Source organism: Cupriavidus pinatubonensis (assembly GCF_019602855.1).
GTDB lineage: Bacteria > Pseudomonadota > Gammaproteobacteria > Burkholderiales > Burkholderiaceae > Cupriavidus > Cupriavidus pinatubonensis.
Genome location: NZ_CP080767.1, coordinates 1173991 through 1191964 on the forward strand (window position 1 = coordinate 1173991; position 17974 = coordinate 1191964).

A 17974-nucleotide genomic window follows, 5' to 3' on the forward strand; every position below is an offset into this window, starting at 1 on the left:
GACATGATCTATATCCTGATGGGCGTTTCCGGCAGCGGCAAGTCGACGGTCGGCGAACTGCTCGCGACACGCCTGGGCTGCGCATTCCATGACGCGGACGAATTCCACAGCGCCGCAAACAAAGCCAAGATGCATGCGGGCATCCCGCTCACGGATGAGGACCGCTGGCCGTGGCTGGCGGCCATGCGCGCGGCCATCGACGCTGCCCGGGCCGAAGGCCGCACCCATGTGTTCACCTGCTCGGCGCTGCGCCAGGTCTACCGCGACCGCCTGACGCCGCCGGACGGCGGCGTGGTGTTCGTCTACATGAAGGGCGACGCCCAGTTGATCGGCTCGCGCCTGTCTGCGCGCACGGACCACTTCTTTAACCCGGCACTGCTGGAGAGCCAGCTCGAGACGCTCGAAGAACCCCATGGCGCGCTCGTGCTCGATATCCGGCAGTCGCCGGAAGCGCTGGTCCAGGCCATCCTCACCGACGGCGAGCGGCACCGCGTCGCCGCCGCGCGCTGACAGCGCGGTGCACCGCCTGCCAGGACCTTGGCAGGCATCTTGCTTAACCCGTTTCCGTGCTGCGCAACCGCACGAGCTTGCGGCTTTCGCTGGCACAAGTATGCTGAAAGGGCCAGTCACTCGACAGCTGTACAGCCAGGAAAAACAAGGGGGCGGCGGTTCCGGTGGGAGGCCGGGAGGCCAGGCGACCAGGACGTCCCCCATTTCACGGAGGGAAGGGCCATCATGGCGGCGCGCTTTTTCGACGAGATGCTGGATTGGCGGGATGGCGATACCCCGGTCATCCAGGCGGGGCAGGCATTGCCGGGCGGTGTGGTACGGCCGCACTACCGGCACTTCACGGACTGGCTGGCGCGGCAGTCCGAGAACACGATGGCCAACAAGCGCGCCGAGGCGGACCTGATCTTCCGGCGCGTGGGCATCACCTTCGCGGTCTACGGCGACAAGGACGAATCCAACAGCGGCACCGAGCGGACCATTCCGTTCGATGTGATTCCGCGCATCTTTCCCGCCAGCGAGTGGGCCACGCTGGAAAAGGGCCTGCGCCAGCGTGTGGCGGCGTTGAACCGCTTCATCCACGACATCTACCACGGGCAGGACATCATCCGCGCGGGCGTGATTCCGCCGGACCAGATCTACAACAACGCCCAGTACCGTCCCGAGATGCTTGGCGTCGACGTGCCGCGCGACATTTACGCGCACGTGGCCGGCATCGACGTGGTGCGCGCCGGCGAGGGCGAGTTCTACGTGCTGGAGGACAACCTGCGCGTGCCGTCGGGCGTGTCGTACATGCTCGAGAACCGCAAGATGATGATGCGCTTGTTCCCGGACCTGTTCGCGCGCAATCGCGTCGCGCCCGTGGCCCACTATCCCGACCTGCTGCTCGACATGCTGCGCGGCGTCTCGCCGCAGGCCATCAGCGATCCGACCGTGGTGGTGCTGACCCCGGGGATGTACAACTCCGCGTACTTCGAGCATGCGTTCCTCGCACAGCAGATGGGCGTGGAACTCGTGGAAGGCAGCGACCTGTTCGTCGAGGACGATCACCTGTTCATGCGTACCACGCAGGGCCCGCAGCGCATCGACGTGATCTACCGGCGCGTGGATGACGACTTCCTCGACCCACTCGTGTTTCGGCCTGATTCCGCGCTGGGCGCGGCCGGTCTGCTGTCGGTCTATCGCGCGGGCAACGTGACCATCTCCAACGCCATTGGCACGGGCGTGGCCGACGACAAGTCGATCTACCCGTACGTGCCCGACATGATCCGCTTCTATCTCGGCGAAGAGGCCATCCTCAACAACGTGCCGACCTATATGTGCCGGCGCCCGGACGACCTGCAGTACGTGCTCGACAACATGGCGGACCTGGTGGTGAAGGAAACGCACGGCGCGGGCGGCTACGGCATGCTGGTGGGGCCGGCGGCAACGCGCGCGGAGATCGATACCTTCCGCGAGGTCGTGAAGTCGCGGCCCGAGCAGTACATCGCGCAGCCGACGCTGGCGTTGTCGACGTGTCCGACGTATGTGGAATCGGGCATCGCGCCGCGCCATATCGACCTGCGTCCGTTCGTGCTGTCGGGGCGCGAGGTGCGCATGGTGCCGGGCGGCCTCACGCGCGTAGCGCTGCGCGAAGGCTCGCTCGTGGTGAATTCCTCGCAGGGCGGGGGGACCAAGGACACGTGGGTGCTGGAGCGCTGAACGCGCCCGCCGCCAGCACCGCATTGCGAGGAGAACCAACATGCTGAGCCGCACCGCCGACCATCTGTTCTGGATGGCGCGCTATACCGAACGCGCAGAGAACACCGCGCGCATGCTGGATGTCAACTACCAGACCTCGCTGCTGCCGCAGTCCGCGGAAGTGGCGGAGCAGGGCTGGTGGGCCATGCTCGACATCTCGGAGCTGACCAACGCTTTCGATCACAAGTACGGACTGCTCACGCGCGACGACGTGATCGACTTCATGGTGCGCGACATGACCAACCCGTCGTCGATCATGAGCTGCCTGCGTGCCGCGCGCGAGAACGCGCGCGCGGTGCGCGGCTCGCTGACGACCGAGGTCTGGGAAACCGTCAACACCACCTGGCTCGATGTACAGCGCATGATCGCGGACGGCGAGTTGCAGGAAGACCCGTCGCGCTTTTTCGAATGGGTCAAGTTCCGTTCGCACCTCGCGCGCGGCGTGCAGTTCGGCACCATGCTGAAGGACGATGCGTTCCATTTCATGCGGCTCGGCACGTTCCTGGAACGCGCGGACAATACCGCGCGGATCCTCGACGTGAAATTCCAGGCGTCGGGCAGCGACGACAGCGACCCGAACCGCGAGCAGAACGACTTTTATCACTGGGCAGCGGTGCTGCGCTCGGTGTCGGGCTTCGAGGTCTACCGCAAGGTCTACCGCGCGGTGATTACGCCGCAGCGCGTGGCCGAACTGTTGATCCTGCGCCCCGACATGCCGCGTTCGCTGGTGTCGAGCATGGACGAGGTCGTGGCGATCCTGGCGATGGTCTGCAACCACCAGTCGGGGGAGACCGAGCGGCAGGCTGGTAAACTGCATGCCGACCTGAAATTTGCCCGCATCGACGACATCTTTGCCGTCGGCCTGCACGCCTTCCTCACGAGCTTCCTGGAGCGCATCGGCGACATTGGCAACGGCATCAGCCGTGATTTCCTGGTGCCGCTGCAGGCGGCCTAGGCGCCGTGAACACCGCAAGGAGGGCCTTATGTGCAGCAGTCGTCGCAGCGGCCCTCCGGATACCGTGAAATACAAGATCCACCACCAGACCGTCTACCGCTATGCGGAGCCGGTGCGGCGCAGCGTGCATGAGCTGCGCCTCGCACCGCGCTCGGGCCCGCTGCAGGCCGTCAAGGCCTGGGCGCTGCAGGCGCCTGGCAACCTGTCGGAGGCGCGCGATGGCTTCGGCAATATCGTCCACAACTTCACCGTCAGCGGCCCGGCCGACACGATTGCGATTACCGCGATCGGCGAGGTGCAGGTGACGCCTTATCATGACGACGCCGGACGTGACAGCCACTACGCATTCCGCGATGTGCCGGCCCACGGCGAGTCGCGCGTCTCCCCGTTGTACTTCGTCGGCGGCACGCCACTGACGACGGCGCCGCCTGACATGCGCGCCTTCGCTGCACCTTTCCTGGTGGCGGGGCACGAGGTGCCGGCGCTGCTCGCGCTGGCCGGCGGCATCACGGATCGCGTGCGCTATGCGTCGAATACGACCCACGTCGGCACTTCCGCTGCAGAAGCGTTCCGCCTTGGCAATGGCGTGTGCCAGGACCAGGCACAGGTCATGGTCGCCGCTTGCCGCGCGTTCGGGATCCCGGCGCGTTATGTGAGTGGGTACTTCTATGACCCGGCCGCTACGGAGCTGGCCAGTCATGCGTGGGCCGATGTGTGTCTCGATGCGGGGCGCGACCTGTGGTGCAGCATCGACGTGACGCATCGTTGCGTCACGGACCATCGGCATGTGCGGCTGGCCGTTGGGCGCGACTACCAGTCGGCCGCACCGGTGCGGGGCATTCTCGAAGGTGGCAGCGGTGAAACGCTGCAGGTGAATATTGCTATTTGCCCTGTTGTGGATTGATGTGATGCGCGATGCGCCAATGCGGTGCGGGTTTGTCCCTTTGGCGGTGCGTTAGCGGTTCTTGCGACCGCTTAGTGCTTCACAGACGCTGCGGTTTCGCCGGCGTAGCCGGCGACCATCTCTTGTCCGGGCGACAAAAGGGAAGAGCCTGCCAGTAAAGCACTCCGGCCCAAAATCTGAACACTGACTCGAAACCGGCGAGGCCGGTGGCCGCAGCCCGGCTCGGGGCGCTAGAATTCCCGCTGCGACTCCGCTCGGTTCCAAGTAGAACCCGACAAGACCATGACCTACTGTGTTGCCATGCGGCTTGATGCCGGCCTGGTTCTTCTTTCCGACTCGCGCACCAACGCCGGTGTCGATGCCATTTCCACCGCGCGCAAGATGACCGTGTTCGAAGAGCCCGGCGACCGCGTGATGGTGCTGATGACCGCCGGCAACCTCGCCATCAGCCAGTCAGTGCGCCAGTGCCTGGTCGAAGGGCGGGACGAAAAGCGCTCACTGTGGACCGCGCGCGATATGTTCGAAGCCACGTCCATCGTCGGCGAGGCCGTACGCCAGGTACACAAGCGCGATGCCCACGCGCTGCGCGATGCCGGTATCGAGTTCAATGTCAGCCTGATCTTTGGCGGCCAGATCCGCGGCGAGCGTATGCGCTTGTTCAATGTCTACGCAGCCGGCAATTTCGTCGAGGCCACGCCCGAGAACTGCTTTTTCCAGATCGGCGAGGCCAAGTACGGCAAGCCGATCCTGGACCGCGTCGTGCATCCATCGCTGCCCCTCGGCGAAGCCGCCAAATGCGCGCTGATCTCGATGGATTCCACGCTCAAGTCAAATATTTCGGTGGGTTTGCCGCTGGACCTGATGGTCTATGAGGCGGATGCGCTTCGGGTGACGCGCTTTGTCAACATCGACGAAAGGAACGCCTACTTCCGCATGATCCGCGATACCTGGGGCCAGCGGCTGCGCCAGGTGTTCGGTGAGATCAACGATCCCGAATGGGATGCTTCCCGTGAGGCGGAGTTTCCGCTTGCACGTACGGACGAAACCGATCGCTGGGGCCAGCCGGTGCGCGCCACGCGCGAGCGTTCCCGCGCGCAGGACTGAGCCGGGCGGGGCAATGCGCGACATCATTCATTTTTCCCATGCCAATGGCTTCCCGGTGCCGACGTACCGCAAGCTGTTCGCCGAACTCGAGGACGACTTCGAATTCCGCGCGGTGGAGCGCTACGGGCACCGGCCTGAATTCCCGGTGACGCGCGGCTGGCCGCATCTCGTGGAAGAGCTGCTGGATTCGCTGGAGCGCCAGTACCGGGAACCGGTGTGGCTGGTGGGGCATTCGCTGGGCGGCTTCCTGTCACTGATGGCCGCGCTGCGCCGCCCGGAGTGGGTGCGCGGCGTGGTGATGCTCGATTCGCCGATCATCGCTGGCTGGCGCGCGTCGCTGCTGAAGACGGCGCAGTTGTTCGGCATGGACGAGAAGCCGGGGCCGGCCGCCGTGACCAAGAACCGCCGCACGCACTGGCCTGATGCCGAGGCGGTGTGGGAGCACTTCCGCTCCAAGCCGAACTTCGCAGTCTGGGATCAGGACATGCTGCGCGACTACACGATGCACGGCACCGAGCCGACGGGCAAGGACGACGAACGGCAGCTCCGCTTCAACCGCGAGGTCGAGTACTGGATCTATCGGACGCTGCCCACCAGCCTTGGGCGCAAGGTTGCGCGCGGTGCGCCGGTGCCTGTCAGCTTCGTTGCCGGTACGCGTTCGCGGGAGGTCCGGCAATGTGGTCTCGACGCAACGCGCAAGCTGGTCGGCGAGAACCTGCGCTTTATCGAAGGCGGCCATCTTTATCCGATGGAGCGGCCGCAGGAGACGGCGCAACTGGTCCGCGAACTGATCGCGGCGATGCGGCGCGACGGGCGCTGAAGCGCAAGCGGCGCATGCGCCGCAGGCGTTGCGCAAGGCGGTGGTGTCGCAATTCGCGGCCGTTCGGGGGCCGGGGTCTCATGTATAATCCTAATTTCCCCGGCAAGCTCGGTTTATGACCAAATTCGTCTTCGTCACCGGTGGCGTCGTCTCTTCTCTCGGCAAGGGCATCGCTGCCGCCTCGCTCGCGGCTATTCTCGAGTCGCGCGGCCTCAAAGTCACCCTCCTCAAGCTAGATCCCTACATCAACGTCGATCCCGGCACGATGAGCCCCTTCCAGCATGGCGAGGTGTTTGTCACGGAAGACGGTGCGGAAACCGACCTCGATCTTGGCCACTACGAGCGCTTCGTCTCGGCCAAGATGCGCAAGTCGAACAACTTCACTACGGGCCAAATCTACGAATCGGTGATCCGCAAGGAGCGCCGCGGCGAATACCTGGGCAAGACCGTGCAGGTGATTCCGCATATCACCAACGAGATCCAGGCCTTTATCGAGCGTGGCGCTGCAGCGTCGCACGACGGCAAGGCTGATGTGGCGCTGGTGGAAATCGGCGGCACCGTCGGTGACATCGAATCGCTGCCGTTCCTGGAAGCCGCGCGCCAGATGAGCCTGCGCATGGGCCGCAACCGCTGCGCGTTCGTGCACCTGACCCTGGTGCCGTTCATTGCCAGCGCCGGCGAGCTGAAGACCAAGCCGACCCAGCACTCGGTGCAGAAGCTGCGTGAAATCGGCATTTCGCCGACCGCGCTGCTGTGCCGCGCTGACCGTCCGATCCCGGACGACGAGCGCGCCAAGATTTCGCTGTTCGCCAACATCCCGCAAGACGCCGTGATTTCGGTGTGGGATGCCGACAGCATCTACAAGATCCCGCAGATGCTCAACGAGCAGGGCCTGGACCGCCTGATCTGCGAAGAGCTGCGCCTGGACCCGAAGCCGGCCGACCTGTCGATGTGGCAGAAGCTGGTGAACGCGCAGGAAAACCCCGAGCACGAAATCACCATCGGCATGGTCGGCAAGTACGTCGACCTGACCGAGTCGTACAAGTCGTTGATCGAGGCGCTGCGCCACGCCGGCATGCACACCGCCACGCGCGTGAACATCGAGTACATCGATTCCGAAGAACTCGAATCGGGCCATCTCGAAGTGCTGGCCCCGCTGGACGCCATCCTGGTGCCGGGCGGTTTCGGCAAGCGCGGCACGGAAGGCAAGATCCGCGCGATCCAGTACGCCCGCGAGAACAAGGTTCCGTACCTGGGCATCTGCCTGGGCATGCAGCTCGCCGTGATCGAGTTCGCCCGTCACGTGGCTGGCATGACCGACGCCAACTCGACCGAGTTCAACCTGGAAACCGAACATCCGGTGGTCGCGCTGATCACGGAGTGGGTGGACCGCGAAGGCAAGGTCGAGCAGCGTTCGGCCGAATCCGACCTGGGCGGCACCATGCGCCTGGGTGCCCAACGCGTACCGGTGAAGGAAGGGACCAAGGCGGCGTCGATCTACGGCGCGGAGGTCAACGAGCGTCACCGTCACCGCTACGAAGTCAACAACCACTATGTGCCGACGCTGGAAAACGCCGGCATGGTGATTTCGGCCCGTACCCCGACCGAGAACCTGCCCGAGATGATGGAACTGCCGGGGTCGATGCACCCGTGGTTCGTCGGCGTGCAGTTCCACCCGGAATTCACCTCCACGCCGCGTGACGGCCATCCGCTGTTCAAGGCCTACGTCGAAGCCGCGCTGGCTGGCCAGCAGCGCAAGGGCGCCTGAAGCCGGCGCCGAGCAGGAGACTGTCATGAAACTCTGCGGATTCGAGGTTGGCCTCGACAAGCCGTTCTTTCTGATTGCCGGCCCGTGCGTGATCGAGTCGGAGCAGATGGCGCTGGATACCGCCGGCGAACTCAAGGCCATCACCGGCGAGCTGGGTATTCCGTTCATCTACAAGTCGTCGTTCGACAAGGCGAACCGCTCGTCGGGCAAGTCGTTCCGCGGCCTTGGGATGGAAAAGGGCCTGGAAATCCTGGCGACAGTGAAGCGCGAGATCGGGGTGCCGGTGCTCACCGACATCCATGAGATCGACGAGATCAAGCCCGTCGCGGCCGTCGTCGACGTGCTGCAGACGCCGGCGTTCCTGTGCCGCCAGACTGATTTCATCCGCGCTTGCGCCCAGAGCGGCAAGCCTGTGAACATCAAGAAGGGCCAGTTCCTCGCGCCGCACGACATGAAGAACGTGATCGACAAGGCCCGCGACGCCGCACGCGACGCCGGCCTGCCCGACGACGTGTTCATGGCCTGCGAGCGTGGCGTTTCGTTCGGCTACAACAACCTGGTTTCGGACATGCGCTCGCTGGCGATCATGCGCGAGACCGGTGCTCCTGTGGTGTTTGACGCCACCCACTCGGTGCAACTGCCGGGCGGGCAGGGCACCAGCTCGGGCGGCCAGCGCGAGTTCGTACCCGTACTGTCGCGTGCCGCCGTGGCCACCGGCATCGCCGGCCTGTTCATGGAAACGCACCCGGACCCGAACAAGGCCATGTCCGATGGCCCCAACGCGGTGCCGCTGTCGCGCATGAAGGAACTGCTGGCCGTGCTCAGGGACCTGGACGCGCTGACCAAGCGCGCCGGCTTCCTCGAGGACAACTTCGGCTGGCCGGCCTGCGCCTGAGCGGGCCCTGGATCGTCGCGGCCGGTGGCCCGGCCGTGACTATCCGTATCGAAAGACAATACAAAACATCGGGAGATACAGCATGGCCGCGGGCTTTATCATCGCGTACGTCGACGTAACCGACCCCCAGCAGTACGAGGAATACAAGGTGCTCTCCAGCAAGGCCATGCAGATTCATGGCGCGGAAGTGCTGGTGCGCGGCGGCAAGGCCGAGAACCTCGAGGGCGAATGGTCGCCGACCCGTGTCGTCGTGCTGAAATTCCCGAGCGTCGAAGCCGCCAAGGCCTTCCATGACGGGGAGGCCTATCGCGCTGCCCGCAAGGCACGCGAGCATGCGGCGCGCATGAACATGATCGTGGTCGAGGGCGTGGCCTGAGCCGGCCAGCTCCCGAAATGGACTTTCGGGGCGCGTGACATCGCCCTGACACACGAGCAGGTTGCAGTAATCAGCAGCAGCAAGAATCAACAGTCAGAGAGGAATTCATGAGTGCAATCGTAGATATCATCGGTCGCGAGGTTCTCGACTCGCGCGGCAACCCTACCGTCGAATGCGACGTGCTGCTGGAGTCCGGCGTGATGGGCCGTGCGGCAGTGCCGTCGGGCGCATCGACCGGTTCGCGCGAAGCCATCGAGCTGCGTGACGGCGACAAGAGCCGCTACCTGGGTAAGGGCGTGCTGAAGGCCGTCGAGCACATCAACACCGAGATCTCCGAAGCCATCATGGGCCTGGACGCTTCCGAGCAGGCCTTCCTGGACCGCACCCTGATCGACCTGGACGGCACCGAGAACAAGAGCCGCCTGGGCGCCAACGCCATGCTGGCCGTGTCGATGGCCGTGGCCAAAGCTGCCGCCGAGGAAGCCGGTCTGCCGCTGTACCGCTACTTCGGCGGTTCGGGCGCCATGCAGATGCCGGTGCCGATGATGAACATCGTCAACGGGGGCGCGCACGCCAACAACAGCCTGGACATCCAGGAATTCATGGTCATGCCGGTGTCGGCGACCAGCTTCCGTGAAGCGCTGCGTTGCGGCGCCGAAGTCTTCCACGCGCTGAAGAAGATTCTGGCCGACAAGGGCATGTCCACCGCCGTGGGCGACGAGGGCGGCTTCGCCCCGAACTTCTCGTCGAACGAGGAGTGCCTGAACACCATCGTCCAGGCCGTCGAGAAGGCCGGCTATCGCATGGGTGAAGACGTGCTGCTGGCGCTGGACTGCGCCGCGAGCGAGTTCTACCACGAAGCCGAAGACGTCTACGTGCTGGAAGGCGAAGGCCTGAAGCTGTCGTCGACGCAATTCGCCGATTACCTGGCCAACCTGTGCGACAAGTTCCCGATCGTCTCGATCGAGGACGGCATGGCCGAAGGCGACTGGGACGGCTGGAAGACCCTGACCGACAAGCTCGGCAAGCGCGTGCAGCTGGTCGGCGACGACCTGTTCGTGACCAACACGAAGATCCTGAAGGAAGGCATCGACAAGGGCATCGGCAACTCGATCCTGATCAAGATCAACCAGATCGGTACGCTGACCGAGACGTTTGCCGCCATCGAAATGGCCAAGCGCGCCGGCTACACCGCCGTGATCTCGCACCGTTCGGGCGAGACCGAGGACAGCACCATCGCCGACATCGCTGTCGGTACCAATGCCGGCCAGATCAAGACCGGCTCCCTGTCGCGTTCGGACCGCATCTCGAAGTACAACCAGCTGCTGCGTATCGAGGAAGACCTCGGCGATATCGCCAGCTACCCGGGCAAGAGCGCGTTCTACAACCTGCGCTGAGCCAAGGCAGGCGACTGACTCGCCTCTGACGGCGGCGGCACGGATTGCATCCGGCCGCCGCCGTTGTTGTATCCGGATTTGTATCGAAATCTGGCCGGCATTGCCTTATGGCCCGAGTTCGCTGATCATTGTGCGGAAATTTCTGTCCGCCACGCCTCATGCGCCTGATTTCTTTGCTGTTGTTCGTGCTGCTGCTCGCCATCCAGTATCCACTCTGGCTGGGCAAGGGCGGTTGGCTGCGCGTCTGGGAACTCAATCACCAGGTGCAGGAGCAGGCCACGCGCAACCAGATGCTGAAGCTGCGCAATGCCAAGCTGGAAGGGGAGGTGAAGGACCTGCAGGACGGTACCGGCGCCATCGAGGAGCGCGCCCGCTACGAGCTGGGCATGGTGAAGGACGGCGAGGTCTTCGTGCAGTTCGTTGCGCCGGCACCCAAGGTCAGCGCCACACCGCCGCTGCCCCCACCGCCGAATTCGCCGGCCGCTACCGGCCGGCACTGAGCCCCCTTGGCGGGAGGCTTACCACCAGTATGGGTAGCCGCCCCAGTAGCCAGGTGAGCTGAAACCAACCCCGGCGCCCCAGTGGCCGCCACCCCAGCCTCCGTAAAACAGATTCCAATTGACATTCGGGTAGGCGTAGGCCGAGCGGTAAGCGGCCTCGTAGGCCTGCTGCTGGCGGATGGCGGCTTCCTGATCGTGCAGGATCTGCTGGTTCAGGGCGTCCAACTGCTGCAGCTGCTCGACCGTGAGCGGTACGGTCGTCGTGGCATCCGGAGACAGGCGTGCCGTGGCTGGGGTTCCGTTGACATCGCGCGGCACTGGCGCGGCACAGCCGCCGGCCAATAGCGCGGCAGCCAGCAAGGCGGGCAAGACAGGCAGGGAGCAGTTGCAACGGGCGGCAGACATGGCAGCAACAAGTGGCAAGTCAGAACGGCCGGCGCCAGGCATGGGCATGGCAACCGTTTGATAACAGCTTAGCTGTTGGACTTGCGCCCTGCAGGGTGGTTCGCACCCGACATGCGTGCCATGCCGCCGGCTGGGCCGGCGGCTTCCGGCTCAGTGGTGGTGATGGGCGCCTTCGCCGGCGCCGGTGGCCACATGGGCCGGCGTGAACAGCTGGGCGCAGTCGACGGCGTCGAACTCATAGCGCTGGCCGCAGAAATCGCAATGGATCTCCACATGGCCGCGCTCGGCCACGATGCCGTCGATTTCCTCCTGGCCCAGCGACTGCAGCATGCCCGCTACTTTGGCGCGCGAGCATGAGCAGTGGAAATGCGGGGTCAGCGGCTCGAACACGCGCAGGCCGGCGTCTTGCAGGTCTTCCCAGAACAGACGGCGCAGCAGCGTGTCCGGCGTCTCGGCCAGCAGCTCATCCGACTTCAGTGTGTTGCCGAGCTGGCACGCACGGTCCCACGTATCCAGATCCTGCGCGCGGGTCTCTTCCGTCAGCGCAGCGCCGGTCTCGCCGACTTCCTGCGTGCCGCCGTAAGACGGCAGCTTCTGCAGCAGCATGCCAGCTGCGGCGTGGTCGTCCGCGGCCAGCCACAGGCGCGTGTCCAGCTGCTCGGAGGCCTGCATGTAATGCTCGAGCACGGCGCTCATCGACGCCAGCGGACCGTGGGCGTCGGACAGCGGTACGATGCCCTGGTACGGCTGCTGGCCCGGCAGCTTGTCTTTCGGATCCAGCGTGATAGCGAAGCGGCCGTGGCCGTGGACATTGACGAGGTCCGCGAGCGTGGCGTCATCTGCGATCTGCACGCCTTCGGCCAGCTTGGCCGTGGCGCGCATCGACAGGTCGGACAGGCACTCCACCACCAGCATGCGCACCGGGCCGTCGCCGTGCAATTGCATGACGAGCGCACCGTTGAACTTCAGGTTTGCCGACAGCAGCGCGGCGGCAGCCATCATCTCGCCGAGCACGCGCCGCACAGGAGCGGGGTAGGCATGGCGGTTCAGCACTTCGCGCCAGGTGGCTTCCATGCGCACCAGTTCGCCGCGCACGGGGGCCGCGTCGAACAGGAACTTTTGCAGGGTGTCGGTAGTGGTCGTATCGGTCACAATAGTCTGTCTGTCAATCGGTTGTAGCTGCTGCGGCGCGTGTCAGTCGATCCGCTTGAGCTGTTGCTTGTACATGGCCTGGCGCGTGGCGTAGGTCTCGGCATTGCGGTACAGGTTGGCCACGTCCTGGTCGGTCAGTTCGCGCACCACCTTCGCCGGCGCACCAAGGATCAGCGAGCGGTCGGGGAATACCTTGCCTTCGGTCACCACGGCGCCCGCGCCGACGAGGCATTCCTTGCCGATCACGGCGCGGTTCAGCACCACGGCCTGGATGCCGATCAGCGAGCCTTCTCCAACGGTGCAGCCGTGCAGCATGGCCTGGTGGCCGATGGAAACCTTGTCGCCCAGCGTCAACGGGCAGCCCGGATCGACGTGCAGCACGGAGCCTTCCTGGATGTTGGTGTCCACGCCGACCACGATCGGTTCGTTGTCGCCCCGGATGACGACGCCGGGCCATGCACTGGCGCGCGACTTCATGGTCACGTTGCCGATGATGGTGGCTTCGGGCGCCACATAGGCGTCCTGGTCGATATTGGGAACGAGTTCGCCGAGCTGGTACAGCGCCATGGAATCTCCTGCACGAAGGTAGTTATCTGGGGATTGCCGCCAGTCTTTAAAGAGCACCGGGTTTGCTGCTGGGGTATTGCCGCGTGGGTCGGCAGCACCCCATATATGGCCGGGCAGCGCCCGGCATGGCTCTACAATGGCGGCAGACCGGATTTTACGCCCATGCCAGAGATTTCACCCGCCGCCCGTTTGCCCGATCCTTCACAAACGCTGCGCCGGCAGGCGCTTGATGTACTTTGCCTGACCGATGCGCGGGCCAAGGCCGCCGCGGCGCGCGCGCTTTTCCAAGGCGTCGCGGCAGCCGACGAAGGGATTCTGGGCACCGAAGACCACCTACAAGCGGCGCTCCCCATCCCCGGCCGGCCGCCGCGTCCCGAACTGGTGCCGCCGCAACGCGTGGAACGCCGCCGCTCGCTGCATACCGCCGCTGGCCGCGCCGCCCTGATCCACGCGCTCTGCCATATCGAGTTCAACGCCATCAACCTCGCGCTTGATGCCGTGTGGCGTTTCGCCGGCATGCCGGCCGACTATTACCGTGACTGGCTGCGCGTCGCCGACGAGGAGGCGTTCCATTTCACGCTGCTGGCCGACCATCTCGGCACGCTGGGATTCGCCTACGGCGATTTTCCGGCACACAACAGCCTGTGGGAGATGTGCGACCGCACGGCAGGGGATGTGCTCGCGCGCATGGCGCTGGTGCCGCGCACGCTGGAGGCGCGGGGGCTCGATGCCTCGCCCCCGGTGCGTGCCAAGCTGGCCGGCGCAGGTGACCACGCCGCTGCAGAGATTATCGACATCATCCTGCGCGACGAGGTCGGGCACGTGGCGATCGGCAACCATTGGTACCGCTGGCTGTGCGAGCAGCGCGGCGTGGATCCGGTATCGACCTATGTCTCGCTGGCGCAGCAGCACCGCGCGCCGAAGCTGCGCGGGCCATTCAACCTCGATGCGCGCCGTGCGGCCGGCTTTGACGAGGATGAGCTTGCGTGGCTGGAGGCATCGGCTGGTTAGCCCTTGCTGCCAGCGCGCTCCTGCTCCATCAGCCTGAGCACGCGCCGCTGCACCTTGCCGGTCGTCGTCATCGGCAACTGGTCGATGAACTCGATTTTCTTCGGATACTCGTAAGGTGCAAGCTGTCCGCGCACATGCTCCTGCAGCGCGGTCACGAGTGCCGCATCGCTGTCGAACGAGCGCGTCACCGAAGGGGTCAGCACGATGAACGCCTTGACCACCGCGCCGCGCTCGGGGTCCGGCGACGGCACTACGGCACAGTTCGACACGGCCGGATGCTTGAGCAGGCAGTTCTCGATCTCGCTCGGGCCGATGCGGTAGCCCGAGGACTTGAACACATCGTCCGCACGGCCCTGGTACCACAGGTAGCCGTCGGCATCGACGCGGGCCAGGTCGCCGGTGCGGCACCAGCGCAGGCCGTCGCGCTCGACGTATCGCGCGGCAGTGGCCGCCTCGTTTTTCCAGTATCCGAGGAAGAAGACCGGATCAGGGTGGCCGTGGATGTCGGTGGCGCAGACCGCGACTTCGCCGTCTTCGCCGGTTGCGCATGGGCGGCCCTCGTCATCGATGACCTGTACCCGATGGCCCGGATAGGGCCTGCCCATCGATCCCGCTCGTGCTGGCCAGCCCAGGCGCGCTTCGTCATGCTGGGCCGTGCAGTTCCCGACGATGTAGTTGATCTCGGTCTGCCCGAACATCTCGTTGACGACGACGCCCATGGCGTCGCGGCACCACGTGAACACCGTTTCGCCGACCGCCTCGCCGGCGCTCATCAGTGCGCGCAGCTTCAGCGTGTAGCGCTGCCGTGGTTCAGGGCACGCCTTCATCATCTGCTTGAGCGCTGTCGGAAACAGGAAGGTATTGGTGACGCCGTAGCGTTCCAGCAGCTCAAACGCGCGTTCGGCGGTGAAGCGGCCCTGGTAGCCGACGATCGGCTTGCCGAAGTAGAGCGCCGGCATCAGAGCATCCCATAATCCGCCGGTCCATGCCCAGTCAGCCGGGCTCCAGAACACGTCGTCGTCCTGCGGATACCAGTTCTGCGAGCAAACGAAGCCGGGCAGGTTGCCGATCAGTGCGCGGTGCGGGATCACCGCGCCCTTGGGCGGGCCGGTGGTGCCACTGGTGTAGATCAGCACAGCGGCCTCGTCTGCCTTGGTCTGCGCGGCCGTGAAGGTCGGCAGTTGCGCGGCCAGCAGCACGTCCCAGTCGTGGTTGCCACGGCCGCGGGCATCGCCGGCAGCAATTACGGTGGCGAGCGTCGGGCATTCGGGACGCGCAGCGAGAACGTTGTCGATCGAGGTTTCGTCAGCAATCGCCACGATCGCTTCGCTATGGCTGATACGGTAGGCGAGAGCCTCGGGGCCGAACAGCATTGACAGCGGCGTGGCGATGGCGCCAAGCTGGGAAATCGCCATATAGGCAACGGCGGTTTCGATCCGTTGCGGCATCACGATGGCGACGCGGTCGCCGCGCTGAACGCCGAGCGCTTGCAATGCCGCAGACAGCCGGTTGGCTTCGGCTTGCAGGTACGCATAGCTGAACGCGTCGCGGCGCCCGTCCTCATGCTCGGTGTAGACCGCGATGTGGTCTGCGGTGGCCGGATCGCGTGCCCAGCGGCCACAGCAGGCTTCGGCCAGATTGAAGTGCTCGGGCACGTGCCAGTGGAAGGAATCGTAGAGCGCCTGGTAATCGTCGCGCCGGCTTGCCGGCAGGGCCGCTGCAGCCATATGGCTGTCTCCTTGAGAGTCTCGTTATAATTTGCGAACGGTCGTTCTATTTTATGCGGGCTTCGGCGCCGGTCCCCAAACTCCGTGCAAGGATGAGAAGAACCGCAACCAGGGGAGACAAATGACAATCAAGGAAACCTCGCGCTCTGAATTTATCACGTTGCGCGGCCTGCGTTACCACGTGCGCCAGTGGGGCACGCCGGGCGCGCCGAAGCTATTCATGCTGCATGGCTGGATGGACGTGGCGGCATCGTTCCAGTTCCTCGTGGACTGCCTCGAACGTGACTGGCACGTGATCGCGCCCGACTGGCGCGGCTTTGGCGAGACCGACTGGCCGACGCGCTATCCGGGCACCGAGTCCTATTGGTTTGCCGACTACATTGCCGACCTCGAGGCGCTGCTGGACCACTACCAGCCCAACGGGCAGGTCGATCTTGTCGGCCACAGCATGGGCGCCAATGTGGCCTGCCTGTACGCGGGCATCCGGCCCGAGCGCGTGCACCGTGTGGTGGACCTCGAAGGGTTTGGTTTGACGCAGACGCGTGCCGAGCAGGCGCCGAAGCGCTATGCGCGTTGGCTCGACGAACTGCGCCAGAGGCCCGAACTGCGTACCTACGACGATGTGAGTGGCGTGGCGGCGCGTCTGCAGAAAACCAATCCGCGCCTGCCTGACGATCGCGCCGCGTTCCTGGCCGAGCACTGGTCGCGCCGCAATGAGGCAGGGCAGTGGGAAATCCTCGGCGATCCGGCGCACAAGCTGGTGAATCCCGTGCTGTACCGGGTCGACGAGGTGATGGCGATCTGGGCGGAGGTCAGCGCGCCGGTGCTGCATGTGGAGGCGCGCGACTCGGCTACGTTGCGCCATATCGCCCACAAGCAGACGCTCGAAGAATTCCGCGAGCGCTTCCGCGCGTTCCGCGATTTCCGCGAGGTCGTGATCGACGACGCGGGCCACATGCTGCACCACGACCAGCCCGCCGCGGTGGCGGCGCTGATCGAATCGTTCATTGCCTGACGCGGGCCGCGTGCCTCAGGCGTGCGTGAGCTTTTCCTTGAGCGCCGCGTTGTTGCTGGTGTGCACGTGCACCAGCGACTTCTGCGGGAACGCGTAGTGATAGGCCTTGCGCAGCGCCAGCGCCGCTTCGTGGAAGCCTGAAAGGATCAGCTTCTGCTTGTTGGCGTAATAGGCGATGTCACCGGCAGCGAAGATGCCACGCCGCGAGCTTTCGTACGTCGTGGTGTCCACCAGGATGCGGCCGGCGCGCATGTCCATGTCCCATTGAGCGATCGGGCCCGGCTCCGACACCAGTCCGTAGAGCGCCACTAGTTCGTCAGCGGCGAGGGTCTGCACGCCGTCGCGGCTGCGGATTTCGATCTCCATGAGTGCCGCATGCTCGCCTTCGCCGGAGGTCTTGAGTGCACCGAGCATGCCGATGACGAAGTCCATTTCGCCGGCTTCCACGGCCGCGCGCATTTCGGCCACGCTGCCATCGGCCGCACGGAAACCTTCGCGCCGGTGCAGCAGCGTCACGCGCGCGGCGACCTTGCGCAGCGCCAGCGCCCAGTCGAGGGCGGAGTCGCCGCCGCCTGCGACTACCACGCGCTTGCCTGCAAACCGCGATACGTCGCGCACTGCATAGTGCACATGGCGGCCTTCTAGCCCGGGTGCTTCAGGCAGCGATACACGCTGGGGCGCGAACGCGCCGGCGCCGGCACAGACCAGCACGGCGGCCACGTCGAAGCGCTTGCCGCTGTCGGTCGTTACCAGGAGGCGCGAATGGACGCCGTCCTGCGCGGGCAGCACCTCTGCCACGCTTTCGGCGCGCTGGTTGAAGTGCATCGGAAAGGCAAACGGCGCGCACTGTTCCAGCAGGCGGTCCACCAGGTCCTGGGCCAGGCAGCCTGGTACGGCCGGGATATCGTAGATGGGCTTCTCGGGGTATAGCTCCGTGCATTGGCCGCCGGCGCGATCGAGGACGTCGATCAACTCGCATTTCAGGCCGAGCACGCCGGCCTGGAACGCGGCGAACAGGCCCACCGGGCCCGCGCCGACGATCAGCACGTCGGTGGTAGTGGTGTCGGCGGCGCCGGGCAGGGCAGTGGTGTTGTCGGTGGACATTGGCGGTGCGGCAGAGGGATTCCAAAA

18 protein-coding genes are annotated in these 17974 nt (G+C 65.2%); 13 read left to right on the forward strand and 5 right to left on the reverse strand.

The features are described 5' to 3' along the window. Positions 1-3 precede the first annotated feature (3 nt). The 11 genes from K2O51_RS17910 to ftsB all read left to right on the forward strand — a co-directional run bounded on the left by K2O51_RS17910 (position 4) and on the right by ftsB (position 10966). Positions 4-510 carry a gluconokinase gene (locus K2O51_RS17910; protein ID WP_220631458.1) on the forward strand — a complete coding sequence of 169 codons (507 nt, stop codon included), beginning with the start codon at positions 4-6 and terminating at the stop codon, positions 508-510. 225 nt (positions 511-735) lie between these two features. Beyond that, positions 736-2208, forward strand: coding sequence for a circularly permuted type 2 ATP-grasp protein (locus K2O51_RS17915; protein WP_011297265.1), 1473 nt, complete (start codon positions 736-738; stop codon positions 2206-2208). A gap of 40 nt (positions 2209-2248) precedes the next feature. After that, positions 2249-3202: an alpha-E domain-containing protein gene (locus K2O51_RS17920; RefSeq protein WP_011297266.1), complete on the forward strand. Its 954-nt coding sequence runs from the start codon at positions 2249-2251 to the stop codon at positions 3200-3202. Between the two features lie 64 nt (positions 3203-3266). Then, the gene (locus K2O51_RS17925) at positions 3267-4106 is read left to right on the forward strand and encodes a transglutaminase family protein (RefSeq protein ID WP_219916580.1); all 840 of its coding nucleotides are present in this window, start codon (positions 3267-3269) and stop codon (positions 4104-4106) included. Positions 4107-4388: 282 nt separating this feature from the next. Next, positions 4389-5210, forward strand: a complete 822-nt coding sequence (locus tag K2O51_RS17930; protein WP_011297268.1) for a proteasome-type protease — start codon at positions 4389-4391, stop codon at positions 5208-5210. Positions 5211-5223: 13 nt separating this feature from the next. Beyond that, on the forward strand, positions 5224-6030 hold the full coding sequence (locus K2O51_RS17935; protein ID WP_011297269.1) for an alpha/beta fold hydrolase: 807 nt from the start codon (positions 5224-5226) through the stop codon (positions 6028-6030). A gap of 115 nt (positions 6031-6145) precedes the next feature. Beyond that, positions 6146-7798, forward strand: coding sequence for a CTP synthase (locus tag K2O51_RS17940; RefSeq protein ID WP_011297270.1), 1653 nt, complete (start codon positions 6146-6148; stop codon positions 7796-7798). Positions 7799-7823: 25 nt separating this feature from the next. Next, positions 7824-8693: a 3-deoxy-8-phosphooctulonate synthase gene (kdsA, locus tag K2O51_RS17945; protein ID WP_011297271.1), complete on the forward strand. Its 870-nt coding sequence runs from the start codon at positions 7824-7826 to the stop codon at positions 8691-8693. 82 nt (positions 8694-8775) lie between these two features. Beyond that, positions 8776-9069 carry a DUF1330 domain-containing protein gene (locus K2O51_RS17950; protein ID WP_011297272.1) on the forward strand — a complete coding sequence of 98 codons (294 nt, stop codon included), beginning with the start codon at positions 8776-8778 and terminating at the stop codon, positions 9067-9069. Between the two features lie 107 nt (positions 9070-9176). Then, a complete protein-coding gene (gene eno, locus K2O51_RS17955; protein ID WP_011297273.1) occupies positions 9177-10466 on the forward strand; it encodes a phosphopyruvate hydratase in 1290 nt (429 codons plus the stop codon). A gap of 158 nt (positions 10467-10624) precedes the next feature. Continuing rightward, positions 10625-10966, forward strand: coding sequence for a cell division protein FtsB (gene ftsB, locus K2O51_RS17960; protein ID WP_011297274.1), 342 nt, complete (start codon positions 10625-10627; stop codon positions 10964-10966). Positions 10967-10984: 18 nt separating this feature from the next. Here the strand turns inward: ftsB and K2O51_RS17965 are convergent, their stop codons facing one another. From K2O51_RS17965 to K2O51_RS17975, 3 genes are all read right to left on the reverse strand, one after another. Then, positions 10985-11371, reverse strand: coding sequence for a hypothetical protein (locus K2O51_RS17965; RefSeq protein WP_049796404.1), 387 nt, complete (start codon positions 11369-11371; stop codon positions 10985-10987). A gap of 150 nt (positions 11372-11521) precedes the next feature. After that, a complete protein-coding gene (gene hslO / locus K2O51_RS17970) occupies positions 11522-12523 on the reverse strand; it encodes an Hsp33 family molecular chaperone HslO (RefSeq protein WP_140949028.1) in 1002 nt (333 codons plus the stop codon). Positions 12524-12565: 42 nt separating this feature from the next. Further along, positions 12566-13090, reverse strand: coding sequence for a gamma carbonic anhydrase family protein (locus K2O51_RS17975; RefSeq protein WP_011297277.1), 525 nt, complete (start codon positions 13088-13090; stop codon positions 12566-12568). A gap of 162 nt (positions 13091-13252) precedes the next feature. On the opposite strand from K2O51_RS17975, the gene K2O51_RS17980 reads away from it, so the two are divergent. Further along, positions 13253-14101, forward strand: a complete 849-nt coding sequence (locus K2O51_RS17980; protein WP_220631459.1) for a ferritin-like domain-containing protein — start codon at positions 13253-13255, stop codon at positions 14099-14101. Here the strand turns inward: K2O51_RS17980 and K2O51_RS17985 are convergent. Next, positions 14098-15828: an acetate--CoA ligase gene (locus K2O51_RS17985; protein ID WP_011297279.1), complete on the reverse strand. Its 1731-nt coding sequence runs from the start codon at positions 15826-15828 to the stop codon at positions 14098-14100. The genes K2O51_RS17980 and K2O51_RS17985 overlap by 4 nt on opposite strands. 121 nt (positions 15829-15949) lie before the next feature. On the opposite strand from K2O51_RS17985, the gene K2O51_RS17990 reads away from it, so the two are divergent. Beyond that, positions 15950-16843, forward strand: a complete 894-nt coding sequence (locus tag K2O51_RS17990; protein ID WP_011297280.1) for an alpha/beta fold hydrolase — start codon at positions 15950-15952, stop codon at positions 16841-16843. A 15-nt stretch (positions 16844-16858) separates the two neighbouring features. Here the strand turns inward: K2O51_RS17990 and K2O51_RS17995 are convergent, their stop codons facing one another. Beyond that, positions 16859-17947, reverse strand: a complete 1089-nt coding sequence (locus K2O51_RS17995; protein WP_011297281.1) for an NAD(P)/FAD-dependent oxidoreductase — start codon at positions 17945-17947, stop codon at positions 16859-16861. Between the last annotated feature and the right edge of the window lie 27 nt (positions 17948-17974).